Here is a 17,675-nt window from a genome sequence, read left to right as displayed (position 1 = left end):
TTCCCGGCCGGGCAGCCCGCACCTCGTACTGATCGCCCGCGCCGCCGGCTCCGTGGACGATCCCGCCACCGTCGCGGCCGGCAGGCGGCTCGCCGCCAGGCTGGCGGCCGGCCACGCCGTGGCAGGGATCACCTCGTACTGGGACACGCGTGCACCGGCGATGCGCAGCCGCGACGGTCGCAGCGCCCTCATCACCGCACGCCTGAGCGGTGATCACGCACATCGGATCAACGCGGCCCGCGAACTCGTCGCCGACCTCGCCGGGCGGCACGGCCCGCTGTCCGTCACCGCTACCGGTGAAGCGCCGATCAGGGCCGAGACCCAGGAACGCAGTGAGCGTGACCTGCGCACGGCCGAGCTCATCGCCGCCCCGGTGACCCTGCTCATCCTGCTGCTCGTATTCGGCAGCGCCGTGGCCGCGCTGCTGCCCCTGCTCGTCGGCGCACTGTCCGTCGTCGGCGCGATGGCCGTGCTGCGGGTGCTCACCGAGGTCACCGAGATCGCGGTGTTCGCCCTGAGCATCGCCATCGCGCTCGGATTCGCGCTCGCCGTCGACTTCAGCCTGTTCATCATCACCCGCTTCCGGGAAGAACTCGCGCGCGGCAGCGATGCGTCCACGGCCATCGGCGTCACGATGGCCACCACCGGACGCGCCATGGCGTACTCGGCGGCCACCGTGACCCTGTCCCTGGCCGCGCTGCTGCTGTTCCCTTTCACCATCCTGCGCTCCATCGCCTACGGCGGCATCACCATCACCGTCCTCGCGGCCGTCACGAGCCTCGTCATCCTGCCCGCCGTCCTGGCGCTGCTCGGCGAACGCGTCAACAGCCTGCCGATCCCCGGCCCCTGGCGAGCCGGCGGTCCCACCGGCCGGTGGTGGTTCGACGCGGCCATCGCCGTCATGCGCCGCCCCGTCCGCGTCGCCGTGCCCGTCGTCGTGCTGCTGCTCATCCTCGGCATCCCCTTCACCGGCGTCCGCTTCGCCACCCTGGACGACCGGGTACTGCCGCCGCAGGCGCCGGCGGCCCAGGCCGGCCAGCAGCTACGTCAGGACTTCGACACGGGTGGCGGCATCGCCCCGACCACCGTCGTACTGCCCGAGACGCCCATGAACAGCGCCAGCCTGCCGGTCCTGAACGACTACGCCCGGCGGCTCGCGCAGGTGAGCGGAGTCGTGCGCGTGGACGCGCCCGCCCACCTGCGGGACTCGGCCTTCTCCCACCTGGTGGTCACCACCGCCTACGAGCCCTACTCCCTGGAGAACAGCGACCTGGCCGACCGGCTGCGCCAGGTCCGCGCTCCCGGCCCCGTGCTGATCGGCGGGCCGGGCGGGAACCTGGCCGACACCCGGCAGAGCATCGGAGACGTGCTGCCGACGGCGCTGACCGTGATCGCGCTGGCCACTCTGGCCCTGATCACCGCCCTCACCGGCAGCGTCGTCCTGGCGGTCAAGGCGCTGCTGATGAACGCGCTCAGCCTGACCGCCACGTTCGGCGTGCTGGTCCACGTCTTCCAGGACGGCCATCTGCGCTGGCTCGTCGGTGACTTCACCGTCACCGGAAGCATCGACATCCTGATGCCCAGCATGATCTTCTGTGTCGCCTTCGGCCTGTCCATGGACTACGAGATCTTCCTGCTGTCGCGCATCACCGAAGAACACCGGCACACCGGCGACACCGTCACCGCGGTGGCCCGCGGCCTCCAGCACACCGGCCGCCTGTTCACCTCGGCCGCCGTCATCTTCGCCGTCGTCATGGCCGCCCTGGCCAGTTCCAGCCTCGCCCCGCTCAAGATGATCGGCGTCGGCCTGGCCCTGGCCGTGCTGCTGGACGCCACCGTGATCCGCGCCCTGCTCGTACCCGCCGTCATGCGCCTGGCCGGACACGCCAACTGGTGGTCACCCACCGTCCGCCGCACCCGGCGGGCACGTCCCGATCGGGCCGGCCCACCCGTCCCGTCCCTGACCGCCACTTCACCGGAGGACCGCACATGATCAGTTTCATCGCCCCGCGTGCCCTCGCCTGGCGCCTGCCCACCATCGTCCTCGGCATCTCCGGCCTGCGCCTGGAGCGCGGCACCCGCTACCTGCCGGTGCGCGTGCTGCTGTTCGGCATGATGACCGCCCTGTACTACCTCATGACCCCGCTGCTGATGTCACCGGCCATCGCCACCGGCTACGCGGCGGTGGTGTGGGTGTCGTACTACGGCGGGCTGAGCCTGATGCTGGCCGGGCCCGGCCGGACGGTTCTCGTCAAGCGCTTCGGCGAGGACCGCGCTTACGCCCTGTACGAGGTCGGCCTCGGTCTGCTCTTCATGAACCAGGCCTTCGCCCAGGCCGTCGTCATCCACGCTCACGGCGACACCCTCCCCGGCGCCGTCCCGGTCTGGGCCACCTGTACCGCGGGCGCGGCGCTCATGGCCGTTGGAACGTTCTACAAGCTGTGGGCCGCGAGCAGCACCGGCCTGGACACCTACTACTGCCGTGACATGTTCCTCGGCCGTCCCCTCAGCCACACGAGCGAACTGGTGATCTCCGGCCCCTACCGGCACGTGCGCAATCCCATGTACAGCGTGGGCAACCTGCCCGCCTACGGATGGGCCCTGTGGTCCCGGTCCATGGAAGGTCTTGCCGTCGCGGCGCTCTTCCAGGCCGGCATCTACCTCTTCTACCACTTGTGCGAACGGCCCTTCATCCAGCGCACCTACCACCGGGACCCGACCAAGCCGTGAATCGCGGCGCCACGGCGACAGGCCGTCCGTCACCAAGAGGGGGAGTGGCTCACGCCGCGTGGCCGGTGCGGCCCCCCGGCTGGGCGGCGTATCCCGGCAGATCCTTTCGGCACTTTCGGCTCATCGCCGCCTCGATCGCGCTCTCACTTCGTCCGCACCGCTGAAAGGAGGTCGGACATCAGCGGGCCGGGGATGCCCGCGTCCGAGCCCCGCGGACTCTACCGCGCAGGTGAGCGCGTGGCTCTCGGCATGGTTGAGGTTCGCTCGGCACCCCTCGTGGCCGAGCAGCTCGCGTGCCACGTAGCCATCTTGTGCCGTTAGGGCCTCCGCGATGAGGCGGGCGTAGGCCGGGCGGACCCTCGCGGGGGCGGCGCAGGTGGTGAGATCGACGACGGCAAACCCAGGCGGACGCGGAAGACGGCGTGTCCAGGCTCGGCTTGCGGGTGGCGCACGAGCTGGCAGAGCACCGCCAGGCAGGCGGAGACTTGGGCTTCCCGCGGCTCGGTGATCGTGCTGCCCGCCAGAACGGCCACGGAGGTAGACGCGGTATGCCCGGGCGCGGAGCTCTCAGTGCGCCGAGCTCGCCTCATCCGGCACAAACCCCAGCCAGGGCAACGTGGCGAGTTGGACAGCAAGGCCGAGGCGGTCGGTCGGGCCGCGACCGCGGCCGGGGGTCAGGGTGAAGTGCCGGATCAGATCGTCCCGGCCGATATCAGGGTACGACTGGTCTTCGGAGAACATCCGGGTCGACATCGCCCCCCTCACACCGCCACCGGTCAGAACCGTACGAACCGTAGGGAAGTGATCAACAAACGGAGACAGGCCCGCATCAGTGCACGTCAGGCAAATCCGTTGGAAATTCCCCAGGACTACAGCGAGGCCGGAACGGTGGGCTCCAGTGCTCAGTCCGCGTACTCGAGGCCCGTTTGGCGCTCGGCCGTGACCTCCAGGCCGACCACGCCCTCACGCGCAGGTATGACCTTGTACACGACCCAGTTGCTGCCCACCTGGTCCGCGGCCAGTGGTTCGACCGTGTACCCGCCCTCATGGACCACGACGCGACGGAACTCCGCACGCAGGCCGTGCTTGCCGACCTCGGCCAGCACATCGTCGACGGTCCGGCCGCTCACCTCGACGCCGGCCAGCGGCTCTCCGGACGGGTGGCCGACTGCCAGCTGTTCTCGTAGGGCTCCCCCGGCTTGGCCGGCCTGCCCAGCTCGAAGTGCACCACGTCGGACGTACCCTTGATCGCCGCCGGGACGGTCACCACCGTGAAGCAGCCGCTGTCGGCCGGATCGCAGTCCGCCGGCTCCCTGCGGACCCCGACCGGCACGTTCACCGGGACGTTGCCGCCACCCAGGCTCACGATCTCGCCGACCGCGCTGGGGGCGACCGGGATCACCCTGAGCTCGACGTTGAGGCCGAGGGAACGGAACGCCTCCGAGAACCTCCGCTGGTCCGCGTAGGGGTCCTTGATCCGAGCTACGTAAGTGTCGGCCTCCTTGTGGATCTCCACCGCGGAGTTGGCGTAGGAGGTCGCGACGCCGCCGAGCAGACTCGGTCCAAGGACGACGCCGAGGGCGAGGACGGCGGAGGCGGCGAGCCCGAGCAGCGCGCGATGCCCGAAGCGACGCGCGCGTGGACGTCGCCGGAGCGCCGCCGTCGTCGTGTCCCGCTCCTGAGCGATGATGTCGGCGAACAGCGCCTGCGCGCGGGCCCCACCGGCACGCCCGCCTGGCTCGTCCAGACTGATCCGGGCCAGCGGCCTCAGCAGCTCGTTGATCTCATCGACATCCCTCATAGTGATCCCCCGTGGGAACGACCGCGTCGGTCGGCGTGAATCGAACGTCGGCTACTTCGAGCGCCCGGGACAGGCGTCTGCGCGCGCGGTGAAGCCGGATACGGACGGCGTTGCGGGAAAGCCCCAGCATCACGGCGATCTCCCCGCGGTCCAGGCCCTCCCACGCGACCAGCTCGCGGTCGTCCTCGGGAAGGGTCGCAAACGCCTGGGCGATCGCGTTCCTCTCGACGCTGCGGTCGGCGAGATCACCGTAGAGGTCGGCCATCTCCGCGTCGAGGTCCCGGTGCCGCACCTGTCGGCGCAGCGCGCTGCGGCGATGGCCGGCCAGCACGTTGCGGGCTACTCCGTAGACCCAGAGCTTCGCCTGCCGGCCCGGGGGCAGTTCCTCGATCTTGCGCCAGACGATGACAAAGGTCTCGGCGACCACGTCGGCCGCGTCCTGCGGTGAGTCGCAGCGGCGTCCGGCGTAGGCGGTGATCTGATCGTAGGTCGCCCGGTAGACCGTTTCGAACCTGTGAGTGTCATCTGACACAGGCGGTTCCCACCGTGACATCCTCCACTTCCGGTACGGATACGAACGCTCTCTTCATGGGTGGAGGCGCTCCGATCATTTCGCCCGGAACCGGAGAATTTCGCGCGGCCTCGTCACGCTCCCGGGTCGCGCTCGCCCGCTTGACCGCCGAGCTCTCCGCCCTCCACACCGCCACCGTGCCGATCGGCACGCCCGCGCCTGCCGATAGTGAGCCGCACGGCGACGCCGCCGATGACACAACCGATCGCGCGGCCGTGGGCCCGTCGACCGGCTGGGAAGCGTAGCTCGCCGAGCGGGACGTCGGCACGGCTGATCACACCGCCTGGGCGGACGATGCCGAGGGCCTGCTGGTAGGCGGGCATCGCACCGACCGCCTCCAGGACCACATGGGTGCCGTATCCACCGGTGAGCTCGCGCACCTGAGCGATGCCTTCCTCACCACGGGCGGAGACGACGTCGGCGGCGCCGAACTCGCGACCGAGGCCGGTGCGCGCCTGGTGGCATCCCATCAGGATGATCTGCTCCGCGCCCAGGCGGCGGGCTGACAGGACCGCCAGCAGGGCGATCGCGCCGTCTCCGATCACGGTCACGCGAGTGCACTCGTTGACGGCGCCGACCACGGCGGCGTGGTGACCGTGTTCGCCCGCCGGGTCCGAGTCGGATTCGAGGACAAGCTCGACGGCCCCGCCGGTGTGCCGCCCGGCCTGGTGGCCCCCCGACGCCTGATACATCCTTTACGAGATCCCCGCACTGTTGACGGCCATCAGGAAAGCCTGATCGGCGGCCACTGACGATCCTGGCAGGTGGCTGGGGTCTCCAGGCGGGCGGCCATGGAGAATGCTGCTGGACGGACTTATGCCCAAACAGGAGCGGGGCGGGTACGGCGCTGATAGGAGCGGGTGCCCAATGCGAGGGCCAATCCGAGGCCCGCGAAGGCCAGTCCGCCCACGTAACCGACCCAGGGCGACCAGCCTTCCTCGACGGCCCTGAAGCCCACGGCCGAGGCGATCAAGGTGGCGGTGCCGTACGGGGTGAGGATCAAGGCTCCTGCCCATCCCGGGACCAGCAGCAGCCAGCGCGGCAGCCGTCCGCCCCACGGGCGGGCCAGTGCGACCAGGAAGAGCACGCCCCCGAGGGCGCCCAGAGCGGTGAAGTCGATCCCGTGGCGTTCCATCCAGACCAGCGCCTCGGGCGCGCCGTTGGCCAGCATCTCCGCCCCCAGGTCACCCGCCGGTCGGCCGGCGTTCCCGCCGAAGGCCCAGTAGGTCTTCATGGCGATGTACGGGGTCAGAGCGGCGATTCCGAACCACGTTGATCTCATGCGCTCGATCATGGCGGTGCCACGGGGGACGCGCCTCACGCCTGGGAGCCAAGTGGCTCCCCCGCTTGGGGGATTGCACCGCTGCCGGGGACGCCCAGCACGGCCGGCTCCCTGTGCTGGTCGGTCCAACTCGACGGCCGACCCGGCCTGGCAGGACCGACAGGAGCTAGGAAAGAGTGCTACGACGCCATGGCGCGCAGCGGGTCGATGGTGATGGGTGGTGCCCCACGCTAGCCGCGGCCGCCCGTTTCGGCGCGCGGTTGCGCCCACGGGAGTGGTGTATGAGTTTGACCTGGTCAACAGGCATAGCGTCGTGAAATGGTGACGGCCATCGCGTGATCCTTCGAAGGCGCAAACCCAAGATCGAAGAGGCACGTGATGGCCGCGGACAACAGTGTGACGCCCGAGCAGTGGCTGGCGAAGCAGATCGAGACCGGGGACCCCGACTTGTTGCGATCCATGGCGGGAGACCATGGCCGAGTCGTTGATGTCGGCCGAGGCCGACAGCCTGTGCGGGGCCGGCTACGGCGAGCGCAACGAGGAGCGGACCAACCGGCGCAACGGCTACCGCACCCGCGACTGGGACACCCGCGCAGGCAGCATCGAGCTGGCCATCCCGAAACTGCGCTCGAGCTCGTACTTCCCCGACTGGCTGCTGGAACGCCGCCGCCGGGCCGAGCAGGCGCTGATCAGCGTCGTGGCCACCAGCTACCTGCTCGGAGTCTCTACCCGCCGGGTGGACAAGCTGATCGAGCAGCTCGGCATCAAGCACATCTCCGAAAGCCAGGTCTCGCAGATGGCCAAGACGCTGGACGCCCAGGTCGAGGCGTTCCGCACCCGCGCTTTGGACGCCGGCCCGTACACGTTCGTGTGGCTGGACGCGCTGACGCAGAAGGTGCGTGAGGGCGGCCGGATCATCAACGTGCACGTCCTGGTCGCCACCGGGGTGAACGCCGACGGCCGGCGGGAGATCCTCGGCCTGCAGGTCACCAGCACCGAATGCGCCGGCTGGCTGGCGTTCCTGCGCGATCTGGTCGCCCGGGGCCTGTCCGGGGTGCAGCTGGTGATCTCCGACTGCCACGCCGGGCTGGTGGCCGCGATCGGCGCCACGCTGGCCGGCGGTCGCGGGCTCGCTGGACGCGTTCGACCGCGCCACGCACCAGCAGCGACACACCGACGAGGTTCGCGGCCGTCGCCTCGGTCACGCCGACCTGCCTAACGCCGGTCTCCCAGCGGCCCCACGGCAGCGGGGTGCCGACGTTGGGGATACTGGCCCACCTCCGACCACCCCTCGGCCAAGGCCGGGAACGAGATCCCCAAGGTCGTGTTCTCCCGCACCCTGAAGTCGGCCGGCGACTGGCCCGAGACCCGGATCGCCAGCGGTGACACTCGCCGAGCTATGGGGAGCGAGCGCGCCGGCGACCTGGAACCGCAACCGCGCCGCCATCGCCTCCTGACTCACCTGGTGCCATACCAAAAGCACTGGGCTGCCCCGTCGGTCCCGCCCGACGCCGAACGCCGCAAAGAAAGAACCGACGAGACCCGCGCAGTCGCCAAGACCACCATCCACCGGCTGCTGTCACGTCGCGACATCCCGCTCCGGGAGAAGACGCTGTGGCGGATGCTGTACGAGACCGCCGCCCGGGCCCCCGAAATCCTCGCGTTGCACGTCGAGGACCTCGACGTGCGTGGGCTTGGAGGAGCGAGGCGGGGGAGAGGAGTGGTCCAGCGTTCAACTGCCGAGGGCGCGCTTCTGTGGGTGGATCGTCTCGCCGCGGGCGAGCATGTCAACGAACTGGGTGATACGGCGGGCTCGGGTCTCGGCGCGTTTGGCGTTCGTGATCCGATAGAGGATGGCGTAGCGGTTCTGGGAGGTGAGGATGTCGAACATCGCTTGTGCCTGGGGTTTCGCGACCAATGCGGCGGCCAGGTCGGCTGGTACCTCGATGCCGGCTTGTCCCGCGTAGGCCGTGTCCCAGCGGCCGTCGGCCTTGGCGCGTTGGACCTCGGCCATTCCGGCCGGATGCATCCGGCCCTCGCCGATCAGACGGGTGACGATGGAAACGTTCCGCGCTGGCCAGGGACTTTGCCTGCCGCGAGGGGTGAAGCGCCGGCAGAAGGTGATCTCATCCCGCCGTCGTAGCCGGCCATCGATCCAGCCGTGGCACAGGGCTTCGTCGAGCGCCTGGTCATAGGTCAGGTTGGTGGGCCGGGTCGTGTTCTGCTTGGCGAGGACCAGCCACACCCCTGCCGAGCTGTCGTGGTGCCTGCTGAGCCACTCCCGCCAGGCTCGGGCATCGGCAACGGTCAGTTCCAGTGGTTCGTTGCTCATCGTCATTGTGCCCCTGATGATCATCAAAGGGATGGTTGTCGGCGGTCACCCGAAGGTGAGAGCCCAGAACGGGGGCCTGCCGGCAGTGGCGCCGGATCGGCCAGCGGTGGAGCCGGCCGATCTCGTCCTTCGCCGCGTCGCCACCGCGTCCTCTGGACGGATGACGGCCGCCCGCCTTCACCAGGCCTTGCCGGCCTGCTCCCGGATCGTGTGGTTGATCCGGTTGAAGAAGTTGGTGATTGCGATGTTCAAGATGATCGCCGACATCTGCTTCTCGTCGAAGTGGGCGGCAGCGGCGTCCCAGATCTCGTCGGTCACGCCCGGCGCGCCATCCTGGATTCGGGTGGCGGCCTCGGTCAGCGCGAGCGCCGCCCGCTCCTCCTCGGTGAAGAACGGGGTCTCGCGCCAGGTGACCACGCTGTGCAGCCGCTCGTCGGTCTCTCCATGCTTCTTCGCCGACTGGACGCCGGCGAACACACACGGGCTGCAGCCGTTGATCTGGCTGGCCCGCAGATGGACCAGCTCGAGCACGAGCGGGTCGACGCCACCGGCGTGAATCGCCTTCTGGAGATGCTGGACCGCTGTGATCACGTCGGAATTCGCCACGCTCTTCATGCGTGCTTCCATCAGTGTTGCTCCTTCATCGGTTACCTCGGCCCGTCCGGTTCCGTCATCTAACGCACCTTGGCGGAGGTCATCGTCGTCATGGACTTTTCGGCCGAGGAGTTCTCGGTCATGCCGGCGACGTTACGGTATGACCCGGTCAGAAACGGTCCTGGTTATCGAGCAGACTGTCCGCCATGGTCAACACCTCGGCGCGGCTGCTGCAGTTGCTGTCTTTGCTGTCAACACGGCAGTCCTGGACGTGCGCTGATCTGGCCGCCCAACTGGAGATCACCGAACGGACGGTTCGCAGGGACATCGCCCGGCTACGTGAACTCGGCTACGGCATCGAATCGGAGATGGGTCCATGGGGCGGCTACCACCTCGGGCCTGGAACCAGGATTCCACCACTGATCCTTGACGAGGAGGAGGCCCTCGCGGTCGCTGTCGGGCTGCGCACCGCCGCCTTCAGCGGAGTCTCCGGCAGCGACCAGGCAGCCCTGTCGGCGCTGCTGAAACTACGCCAGGTGCTGCCGGCCAGGATCGCCGACCGGCTCGGCGAGCTGGACGCCGCGTTCACCCACACCGCACGACCCGACGACAGCCAGATCTCCCCCGCGCTGCTCCTCGACCTGGCCACCGCGTGCCGGCGAGGCGAACGTACCCAGGTGACCTACCGCGACGGGGCCGGAACGACGTCCACCCGCCGAGTAGACCCCCACCGGCTCATCTACACCGGCCGCCGCTGGTATCTCCTCGCCTACGACCTGACGCGGCAGGACTGGCGCACCTTCCGTACCGATCGCATCATCGATGCCACAGCCACCGGGCAGGCCACTGCCCTGCCCGACCCGCCAGATCCAGCACAGATGGTCAGCACGGGCATCGCGCTGAGGCCCTACCCGGTGCGGGTGACCATCCGCCTGGCCGTACCGGCCGATGAGGCCCGCAGGCTGGTGCCACCAACGGTCGGCGTCCACCACCCGGACGGCGATGACGCAACGATCATCGACATCGGCGGGCCAGACGCCGACGGCCTGGCCCGCTATCTGCTCAGCCTCGGCCGACCACTCCAGATACTGCAGCCAGAAGAGGTCCGCCAGGCATTCCTCACGCGCACACAACAGCTCCTCAACGACAACCAGTAACACAAACACCCGCCGATCGCTGACACGGCTACCTGCAGTGACGGATTTTGCCGTTGAGGAACTCGAGAGGTTACCGGAAGGGGTGCACTACCTGGGATAACTACGTGCTGGAACCGAAAAGCCATGTTCTTCGCATATCGCTCACTGGTCCTCAGGACTGGCCGGGGTGGCGGCTTGCCGCAGCTTATGGGAGGTCCAGGCCACCACGGCGGGGCGACGGCCCGGACCTGGGCCTCGAACGCGGCCGCCACCGCGGCGTCGGGCGGACGGCATGCTCGGCCAGCCACGGCCCAGGCCAAGGACAACCCAGCCGATCTGATCAACGTGGCGCTGGAGGAACTGGTCCGGGCGCGACGCGAGCTGCCCGGCTACACGACGCTGGACGAGCTGACCAAGACGATCCGCACCGAGGTGAACCGCGGATTCTTCACGCTCGTGGCGAGCCGAGTCGATGTCGCTGCTCGCACGAGGCTGGCCAGGTTACTGGTGGTCGACCCGATCACGGGGCGCAGTGACTACGACGGGCTGAAGGACGTGGCGCAGGCCGCATCGCTGGGCAAGTTCAAGGGACGTCTGGTGTTTCTGCAGAACCTGGACGCACTTGGCCCGACCGAGGCCTGGCTGGAGGATGTGCCGCCGGGGAAGGTCGCGCACTTCGCGGGAGAGGCGCGGGTGACTGATGTCGCGGATCTGCGCAAGGTGCTGGACGAGGACAAGCGGCTGACGCTGATCGTCAGCCTGCTGCACACGGTGCGGACCGGGGTCCGCGACGACGTGGTGACGATGTTCTGCAAGCGGATGGCCGCGATCAGCTGGAGGCGCTGCGCGAGATGCATCGTGCTGAGTCCGAACGGCTTCTGGGCGTGTTCGGCGACGTCCTGGACAGCGTCCGCGAGGCGCTCGACCCCGACCAGCAGGAAGGTCCGGAGGGTGTCGAGGCCTCGACGAACATGCCAGCCAGCGCCGGCGGTGACAGGCAGGCGGTGGCCGAACGAGCGGGCCGTCTGGTGTTGAAGGCTCTTGAGCAGGGCGGCGGGCTGGATGCTCTGGCTAGTGCGCACGAGGCGGTGTCGGCTCATCATGGCAACAACTACCTGCCGCTGCTGGAGCAGTACTACCGCTCGCACCGCTCGGCCCTGTTCACCCTGGTGGACTCGATCGAGCTGGAGTCGACCAACGCCGACCGCAGTGTCCTGGACGCGGTGGAGTAGCTGCAGGCCCAGCGCGGTGCCCGCTCGGCGTTCGTTCCCGAGCAGATCACGGTGAAGCGGACGGGCCCGGACGATGTCCCGGTACCGGTGACACTGTCGGTCAACGTGGACGCGTTCGCCTCGGCGATGTGGCGGAAGATCCTTAAGGATCCGGACCGGCCGGGGATGCTGGTGCGCCGGCACGTGGAGGTCTGTGTGTTCTCCTACCTTGCGGCTGAACTGCGATCGGGCGATATCGCCGTGGCAGGGTCGGACCTCTACGCCAACCTGCACGACCAGCTCATGTCCTGGCAGGAGTGCCAGCCGCTGGCCGAGGAGTTCTGCGCCGAGGCTGGGTTGCCCACCGATCCGGCGGAGCTGACCGGCCACTACAAGAAGCTGCTCGTCGACACCGCCGAGGCCGTGGACGCCGGCTACCCCGGCAACACCGATCTCGTGCTGGAGGGTGGTCGCCCGGTCCTGCGTCGCCGCAAGGGCACCGAGCGCAGCACCGAGGCGCTCAAGCTGGAGGAGGCGGTGCATGACCGGCTTCCACAGCGCGATCTGCTGGACATCCTCACTCGCACCGCCTACCAGCTCGGCTGGCACCATCACTTCGGGCCCGCCTCCGGCTCCGACACGAAGATCAAGGAATCGCTCGGCCGGTATGTGCTGACCGTGTTCACCTACGGCACCCTGCTCGGCCCGGCGCAAGTCGCCGCGCACATGCGCGGCCAGGTCAGCGCAGCCGAGCTCGCCCGGGCGGCGAACAAGCATGCCACCAGCGAGAAGATCGCCAAAGCTTCCACGACCGTGATCAATGCCTTCAATCAGCTCGATATCGCCTCGATGTGGGGTGACGGAAAGACGGTGGCCGCGGTCGGATCGCAGGTGGAGACGTGGGAGAACAACCTGCTCGCCGAGTCCCATATCCGGTACGGCGGCTACGGAGGCCTGTTCTATCGGCACATCTCCAACACCTACGTGGCGCTGTTCAGCCACTTCATCCCCTGCGGCGTCTGGGAGGCCGTCTACATCGTCGAAGGGCTGCTGAAGAACGCCTCGGAAATCCAGCCAGACACCATCCACGCCGACACCCAAGGCCAATCGCTGCCTGTCTTCGAACTCGCGGCGCTCCTGGGCTTCGACCTGCTACCTCGCATCCGCAATTGGCACGACCTGATCTTCTACCGTCCCGATCTCAGGGTCTGCTACCAGCACATCGGACCCGCTGTTCGGGCTGATCGAGACCCACTGGAGCGACCTGCTGCGTACCGCGATCTCCATTCGGGAGAACCGGATTTCCTCGGTCACCCTGCTGCGGCGTCTTGGGAACCACTCACGCAAGAACCGTCTCTATCGAGCCTTTCGCGAACTCGGCCGCGCCGTGCGCACCTACGCTGCCTGTCCGATCCGGATTTGCGCGAGCAGATCACCGCGATCACCAACCGCAACGAGGCCTTCCACGGCTTCGCTGACTGGCTGATGTTCGGCGGCAAGCTGATCGGCCACAACGACTGCCTGCGACATCACCGACGCCGCCAACGCCATCGCTGCCGAGGGGCGTCCCGTCGACCCCGATGACCTAGCGACCATCTCCCCGTACATCACGCACGTCATCCGCCGGTTCGGCAACTGGATCCTCAACCTCAGCCCGCCGACAGCCGAGCCAACCACCCGTCTCGATCTCGAATCCCGGGTCTTGTTCGCGCCATGACGAGGAAGGTCTGATCAGAACCTCGTCCGGAATCCATGCCATAACAGCCGTCACAGGCACGGGTTTCGGTACATGATCGAAATCATGGACCTTCCCGAACATCTCTCGCCCTCCAGCATGTCGGCTAGCGAACCGGCATGAGCGCTGCCCACGACCGCACCGTTGGCGTACTGCTGACGTCGCAGGCGTTTCGCGGTCTCGGGTATGGCGTGGCCGCCGTCCAGCTCGGCGCTCTCATGGGCAACGATGGGCTGTCGGCCACCGAGGTCGGTCTGGTGCTGGCGGCAATTCTGGTCGGCAGCTTTCTCACCAGCCTGGTCCTGGCTCGGTGGGGCGACCGCCTCGGCCGCCGCCGTGCCTACGCGGGCCTGTACGCCGCCCTGCTCCTATGCGGCTTGGTCATCGCCGCCGGCCTGCCCTGGTGGCTGGTGGCCGTGGCCGCCTTCAGCGGAGCAATGTCGGTCGAGGTCATCGAGTCCGGGCCGTTTACCACGCTGGAACAGGTCATGCTGGCCGGCCCCGGCCGCCCCCAGAAGCAGATCGTGCGGGGATTCGGCCTCTACAACGCGATCGCCGCCGTTGCCGGGACCCTCGGCGCGCTCCTGGGGAGCCTGCCCGCCGACCGGGGACTGCTGGGCGGCATCCTGGCCGGCACAGCCGCCGCCGGAATGCTCCTCACCCTCCGGCTGCCCGCCACTGTCGAAGCTCCGGCAGCGACAGTGGCACCGGCACCGGCTCCTGCACACGGACTACCACAATCGCGCATACTGGCCAGCTCCCGCGGCCCGGTGGCCCGCCTGGCGGGCCTCTTCGCCACCGACAGCCTCGCGGGCGGGTTCGTCATCCAGGCCTACGTCGGCTACTGGCTCGCCGTCCGCTTCGAGGCCACCACCCACACGATCGGGGTCACCTTCGCTGTGGTCGGGATCCTCCAGACCGCTTCGCTGCTGGCCGCGCCGCGGGTGGCCAACCGGATCGGGCTGCTGCCCACGATGGTCTTCACCCACCTGCCCGCCAACGTCATGCTGGCTGCAGTGCCGTTTGCTCCCTCCCTCCCGCTGGCGATCGCCCTCCTGCTCGGGCGTGCCTGCCTGTCGTCGATGGACGTGCCCGCCCGGCAGGCGTACGTGATGGCGATGGTCCCGCCCGAGGAACGCACCGCCGCCGCCGCGATCACCAACACCGCCCGCTACCTCACCAGGCCCCTAGGACCGGCGCTGGCAGGCGTACTGCAATCGATCAGCCTGGCTGCGCCGTTCCTGCTCGCCGGTGTCACGAAGATCGGCTACGACCTCGCCCTGTGGCGGATCTTCCGCCACAGCCGGCTGCCCACCGACCCCCCGCCCAACCGGGCGCACTGAACACCCTCGATCATCCAAGGACCTCCTTCACCGTTTCGGCCATCGGAGGGAGATTCCTTCGCTGTCGCAGGGTGACCGAGGGAGCGCTGATCGCGAACCTTCTATCGCGTGGGCGAGCTTCACCGCCTGGAGCGCGGCGGATCACCTCCGCTGCCCGCTGCGGCCGCCGCCTACCTGGTCACCTTGTCCGGGCCCGAGCAACGCAACACCCAGCGCGCCTACCGCTCCACCCTGCGCGCCCTGACCACCGAGTTCGCCCCGCCCGGCACCCACGTCCTGCTCTCCGAGCTCGACGACGAACAGAACGTCGACCGACTCACCGCATGGTTCGCCCGCCAATGGAGCGGCCGAGCCGCCGCCACCTTCAACCGGCACCTGGACGCGCTCCGCTCGGCGGTGGCCTTCTGGATGGACCAGGGCTGGCTGACCGCCGACCCGACCCGCCTGCTCGGGCGACGAGGCCGCGCCCCTGACCGGACTCGCGAGTTGGCGGTCGCCGACATCGAGGCGCTGTTCGACCTGGAGGCACCACTCCGGGAGAAGACGCTGTGGGCGATGTTGTACGAGAGCGCCGCCCGCGCCAGCGAACTACTCGGCCTGGACCTCGAAGACCTTGACCGGCGCAACCGACGCGCCAGGGTCACCCGCAAGGGCAGCGCGGTTGACATCGTCGTCTGGCAGACCCGCACCGCCCGCCTTCTGCCCAAGCTGCTCGCCGGCCGCAGCAAGGGACCGGTATTCCTCACCGAGCGGCGTGCCCGCGTCGCCCACGCCGCTGGCGACCTGGACCCGGTCACTGGCAGGGCCCGACTGTCCTACCGACGCGCTGAGGAGATCTTCAATGCGCTGACCAAATCGCTTGCGCACCAGGATCTCGCCGACCCAGCAGATCTCACCGCCGCACCTGGATGGACCCTGCACGGCCTACGGCACTCCGCGCTCACCCACGCCGCCGAGAACGGCGCCAACACCGGCACGCTCCTGGCCTACTCCGGCCATGCCTCTGTAGCCAGCCTGGCCCGCTACACCCGGGTCTCACCCGACGCCCTCACACGCTGGCAAGCCCGTCGCGATCCCCACCGCCGAGCCTAACCAGGCCGAACTTCTCTCCGCGGCCCATTTCTGCCGTATTCCGGTGGCCCCCGTGTGGGGGGGCGTCCTTGATGGGATGGTCGCGGCGGCTGGGGGAGGGGGCTGGCGGCGGCGCAGCCGCTGGGCCGCCGCCGGTCAGGGGCGTGCAGCGGAGGCGGCCAGGATCGCGGCGGCCAGGGTTCGCCCACGAGCTGGAACGTGCTGTGGGTCGCCGAGCCGGATCTCCTGATCTTGGAAGTGCAGTACCACGGCGCCGTCCGGGTCCCGGGCAACGTCGATACCGGCGTCGGGCAGGGTGACGCCGCGAACCCCGACACCGTGGTCGCTGCTGAGGTCGGTTAGTTCCGGCAGCACCAGCCCGGCGGCGGCCTGGGCGGTGGTCAGCCGGTCGCGCAGCTGATGCGTCTGCTCGGTGGCGCGCTCGCGTTCGGCTTCGGCGGCGCGGGCTCGCTGCTCTGCGATGGCGGCGCGCTCGCGTTGGGTGTCGTGCTCGGTGCGGGCCTGGCGGAGCTCGTCCTCGGCGCGGGCCCGGAGCTGTGCGGCGGCAGCCGCTTCGCCCTGGGCGGCGACCAGCGCGAGTCGGGCATCGGCGGCTTCGGCGCGGGCGGCCTCGGCGTGCGCCGTGGCTGTCTCGGCGCGGGCGTGGGCCTGAAGGGCTTCGTGCTCGGCGCGTTCGCGGGCGGTCTCGGCGTCGCGGGCGCGCTGCTCGGCGTCGGCGGCCGCAGTACGGAGGGCGTCGGCCTGGCGGGCCTGCTCCTCGACGGCCGCGTGTAGCCGGTCGAGCTCGCGGCGGGCCTCCTCCAGTTCGGCCGTCTTCGCCTGGAGCTGCGCCGTGGCGCGGTCGCGCTCGTTCAGGGCGTCGTCGCGGGCCTGTTCGGCGGCGCCGCGGGCGCGTTCGTGCTCGGCGGTCCGGGCCCAGGCGGCGCGGGCGTCCTCCTTGGCTTCGGCGACCTTGCTGCCGGCCTCCTGTCTGGCCTGGTGGGCGGCCTGTTCGGCGGCCTGCTGTGCTTCGCGGGCGGTTTGGGCGCGGCGTTCGGCCAGTTCGGCGCGGGTGCCGGCTTCGGCCTGCTCGCGGCGGGCGCCGTCGGCGTCGGCGCGTGCGGCGCGGGCCTCGTTCAGCGCATCCGCGACCGCTTCGTCGAGGGCTGCGCGCAGGGCGGCCGCCGTGGCGGTCAGCTGGTCGGTCAGCGGCCCGAGCACGGCGCCGGCGTGTTCCAGGCGGACCTCTCCGCTGTCGCGGTCGGGCGGCGCGGCGGCGACCCGTTCACGGTTGTAGCGGCGGCGGTGATCGTCGCTGCAGTCCAGGGCGTCGGCGCGTTTGCCGGCGGGCAGGGCGCCGCCGCAGTAGCGGCAGGGCCGCCGCCCAGCGGCGCGGGTGCGCGCGGCGCGCCCGGCGGCCACCGCCTCCTCGACCTGCCCCTGCACCGGCTGCGGGATCTCCTCGCTGCTTCCCACGCTCGGACCGGCCTGCTCGGTTCCCTCGATCATACTCAGAAACCTATCAGATCCATAGCCGATCCGCATCCGAATCGGATCATTCGATTCGGATGCGGATACGCGGGCAGCACGAATCTCTCACACAATTCTGATTAAGTGAGATACGGTAAGCGATCATGTTCTGGGGCAAGCCATCACGCCTCGAATCACAAGGAGCCGTATGAGCCAGGACGCCGGCCGCGACGACGTGCTCGTGCCCACCGCGGTGTGGCGTCCCGGGGCGGGCGCGACGCTTGCCGGCTCAGGCGGTCACGGTGGCGGGGGAGTGGTCGGCGGTTCCGGCCAGGCGGCCGAGCCGCCGTTGCCGCCGCCCGCGCCGCTGGTGGATTCGGTCGGTGACATCGCCGGGCT

At 69.4% G+C, this 17,675-nt stretch carries 17 protein-coding genes and 4 pseudogenes; 12 read left to right on the top strand and 9 right to left on the bottom strand.

Annotation, left to right across the window (positions count from 1 at the left end; translation table 11 throughout):
- Nucleotides 1-19: 19 nt before the first annotated feature.
- The 3 genes and pseudogenes from AB0J53_RS42290 to AB0J53_RS42280 all read left to right on the top strand — a co-directional run.
- Nucleotides 20-907, top strand: a pseudogene (locus AB0J53_RS42290) (MMPL family transporter); the annotation flags it as partial.
- Nucleotides 902-1,993 carry an MMPL family transporter gene (locus AB0J53_RS42285; RefSeq protein WP_364183406.1) on the top strand — a complete coding sequence of 364 codons (1,092 nt, stop codon included), beginning with the start codon at nt 902-904 and terminating at the stop codon, nt 1,991-1,993. The pseudogene AB0J53_RS42290 and the gene AB0J53_RS42285, both read left to right, overlap by 6 nt.
- Nucleotides 1,990-2,730 (top strand): methyltransferase, encoded by a 741-nt coding sequence (locus AB0J53_RS42280; protein ID WP_364183217.1) that lies wholly within the window; start codon nt 1,990-1,992, stop codon nt 2,728-2,730. Before AB0J53_RS42285 ends, AB0J53_RS42280 begins: the two co-directional genes overlap by 4 nt.
- A gap of 567 nt (nt 2,731-3,297) precedes the next feature.
- Here AB0J53_RS42280 and AB0J53_RS42275 read toward each other — a convergent pair.
- From AB0J53_RS42275 to AB0J53_RS42250, 6 genes and pseudogenes are all read right to left on the bottom strand, one after another.
- Complete coding sequence (locus AB0J53_RS42275) at nt 3,298-3,483, bottom strand: DUF4158 domain-containing protein (RefSeq protein ID WP_364183214.1); 186 nt, start codon at nt 3,481-3,483, stop codon at nt 3,298-3,300.
- A gap of 149 nt (nt 3,484-3,632) precedes the next feature.
- A complete protein-coding gene (locus tag AB0J53_RS42270) occupies nt 3,633-3,836 on the bottom strand; it encodes a hypothetical protein (protein ID WP_364183212.1) in 204 nt (67 codons plus the stop codon).
- 20 nt (nt 3,837-3,856) lie between these two features.
- Nucleotides 3,857-4,531 (bottom strand): hypothetical protein, encoded by a 675-nt coding sequence (locus tag AB0J53_RS42265; protein WP_364183209.1) that lies wholly within the window; start codon nt 4,529-4,531, stop codon nt 3,857-3,859.
- Nucleotides 4,515-5,063 (bottom strand): RNA polymerase sigma factor, encoded by a 549-nt coding sequence (locus AB0J53_RS42260; protein ID WP_364183206.1) that lies wholly within the window; start codon nt 5,061-5,063, stop codon nt 4,515-4,517. The genes AB0J53_RS42265 and AB0J53_RS42260 overlap by 17 nt, the downstream gene beginning before the upstream one ends.
- Nucleotides 5,064-5,176: 113 nt before the next feature.
- A pseudogene (locus AB0J53_RS42255) lies at nt 5,177-5,653 on the bottom strand (zinc-binding dehydrogenase); the annotation flags it as partial.
- Nucleotides 5,654-5,916: 263 nt separating this feature from the next.
- Nucleotides 5,917-6,384 carry a hypothetical protein gene (locus tag AB0J53_RS42250; protein ID WP_364183203.1) on the bottom strand — a complete coding sequence of 156 codons (468 nt, stop codon included), beginning with the start codon at nt 6,382-6,384 and terminating at the stop codon, nt 5,917-5,919.
- Nucleotides 6,385-6,762: 378 nt separating this feature from the next.
- Between AB0J53_RS42250 and AB0J53_RS42245 the strand changes: the two are divergent.
- Nucleotides 6,763-7,504, top strand: a pseudogene (locus AB0J53_RS42245) (IS256 family transposase); the annotation flags it as partial.
- Nucleotides 7,505-8,116: 612 nt separating this feature from the next.
- Here AB0J53_RS42245 and AB0J53_RS42240 read toward each other — a convergent pair.
- Together AB0J53_RS42240 and AB0J53_RS42235 are read right to left on the bottom strand one after the other, a co-directional pair.
- A complete protein-coding gene (locus tag AB0J53_RS42240; protein ID WP_364183200.1) occupies nt 8,117-8,740 on the bottom strand; it encodes a YdeI/OmpD-associated family protein in 624 nt (207 codons plus the stop codon).
- A gap of 153 nt (nt 8,741-8,893) precedes the next feature.
- Complete coding sequence (locus tag AB0J53_RS42235; protein WP_357592543.1) at nt 8,894-9,343, bottom strand: carboxymuconolactone decarboxylase family protein; 450 nt, start codon at nt 9,341-9,343, stop codon at nt 8,894-8,896.
- A 173-nt stretch (nt 9,344-9,516) separates the two neighbouring features.
- Between AB0J53_RS42235 and AB0J53_RS42230 the strand changes: the two genes are divergently transcribed.
- The 7 genes and pseudogenes from AB0J53_RS42230 (at nt 9,517) to AB0J53_RS42200 (ending at nt 15,827) form a co-directional block, all read left to right on the top strand.
- The gene (locus AB0J53_RS42230) at nt 9,517-10,467 is read left to right on the top strand and encodes a YafY family protein (protein WP_364183197.1); all 951 of its coding nucleotides are present in this window, start codon (nt 9,517-9,519) and stop codon (nt 10,465-10,467) included.
- 324 nt (nt 10,468-10,791) lie between these two features.
- Nucleotides 10,792-11,481, top strand: coding sequence for a hypothetical protein (locus AB0J53_RS42225; protein ID WP_364183195.1), 690 nt, complete (start codon nt 10,792-10,794; stop codon nt 11,479-11,481).
- Nucleotides 11,475-11,678 (top strand): hypothetical protein, encoded by a 204-nt coding sequence (locus tag AB0J53_RS42220; protein WP_364183194.1) that lies wholly within the window; start codon nt 11,475-11,477, stop codon nt 11,676-11,678. Before AB0J53_RS42225 ends, AB0J53_RS42220 begins: the two co-directional genes overlap by 7 nt.
- 126 nt (nt 11,679-11,804) lie before the next feature.
- Nucleotides 11,805-12,884 (top strand): annotated as a pseudogene (locus tag AB0J53_RS42215) (Tn3 family transposase); the annotation flags it as partial.
- Complete coding sequence (locus tag AB0J53_RS42210) at nt 12,856-13,143, top strand: Tn3 family transposase (protein ID WP_364183404.1); 288 nt, start codon at nt 12,856-12,858, stop codon at nt 13,141-13,143. The pseudogene AB0J53_RS42215 and the gene AB0J53_RS42210, both read left to right, overlap by 29 nt.
- A gap of 368 nt (nt 13,144-13,511) precedes the next feature.
- Nucleotides 13,512-14,735 carry an MFS transporter gene (locus AB0J53_RS42205; RefSeq protein ID WP_364183191.1) on the top strand — a complete coding sequence of 408 codons (1,224 nt, stop codon included), beginning with the start codon at nt 13,512-13,514 and terminating at the stop codon, nt 14,733-14,735.
- A gap of 108 nt (nt 14,736-14,843) precedes the next feature.
- Entirely contained in the window at nt 14,844-15,827 is a 984-nt protein-coding gene (locus AB0J53_RS42200; protein ID WP_364183189.1) for a tyrosine-type recombinase/integrase, read from the top strand.
- A gap of 135 nt (nt 15,828-15,962) precedes the next feature.
- Here AB0J53_RS42200 and AB0J53_RS42195 read toward each other — a convergent pair whose 3' ends face one another.
- Entirely contained in the window at nt 15,963-17,315 is a 1,353-nt protein-coding gene (locus tag AB0J53_RS42195; RefSeq protein WP_364183186.1) for a hypothetical protein, read from the bottom strand.
- A gap of 169 nt (nt 17,316-17,484) precedes the next feature.
- Between AB0J53_RS42195 and AB0J53_RS42190 the strand changes: the two genes are divergently transcribed.
- A partial coding sequence (locus AB0J53_RS42190; RefSeq protein ID WP_364183183.1) for a hypothetical protein occupies nt 17,485-17,675 on the top strand: 191 nt, incomplete at its 3' end.

The sequence above is a fragment of the Nonomuraea sp. NPDC049725 genome (assembly GCF_040674795.1).
Classification (GTDB): Bacteria; Actinomycetota; Actinomycetes; order Streptosporangiales; family Streptosporangiaceae; genus Nonomuraea; species Nonomuraea ceibae.
Note: the sequence above shows the minus strand (reverse complement) of the source record. Positions and strands in the feature narration are given on the sequence as shown.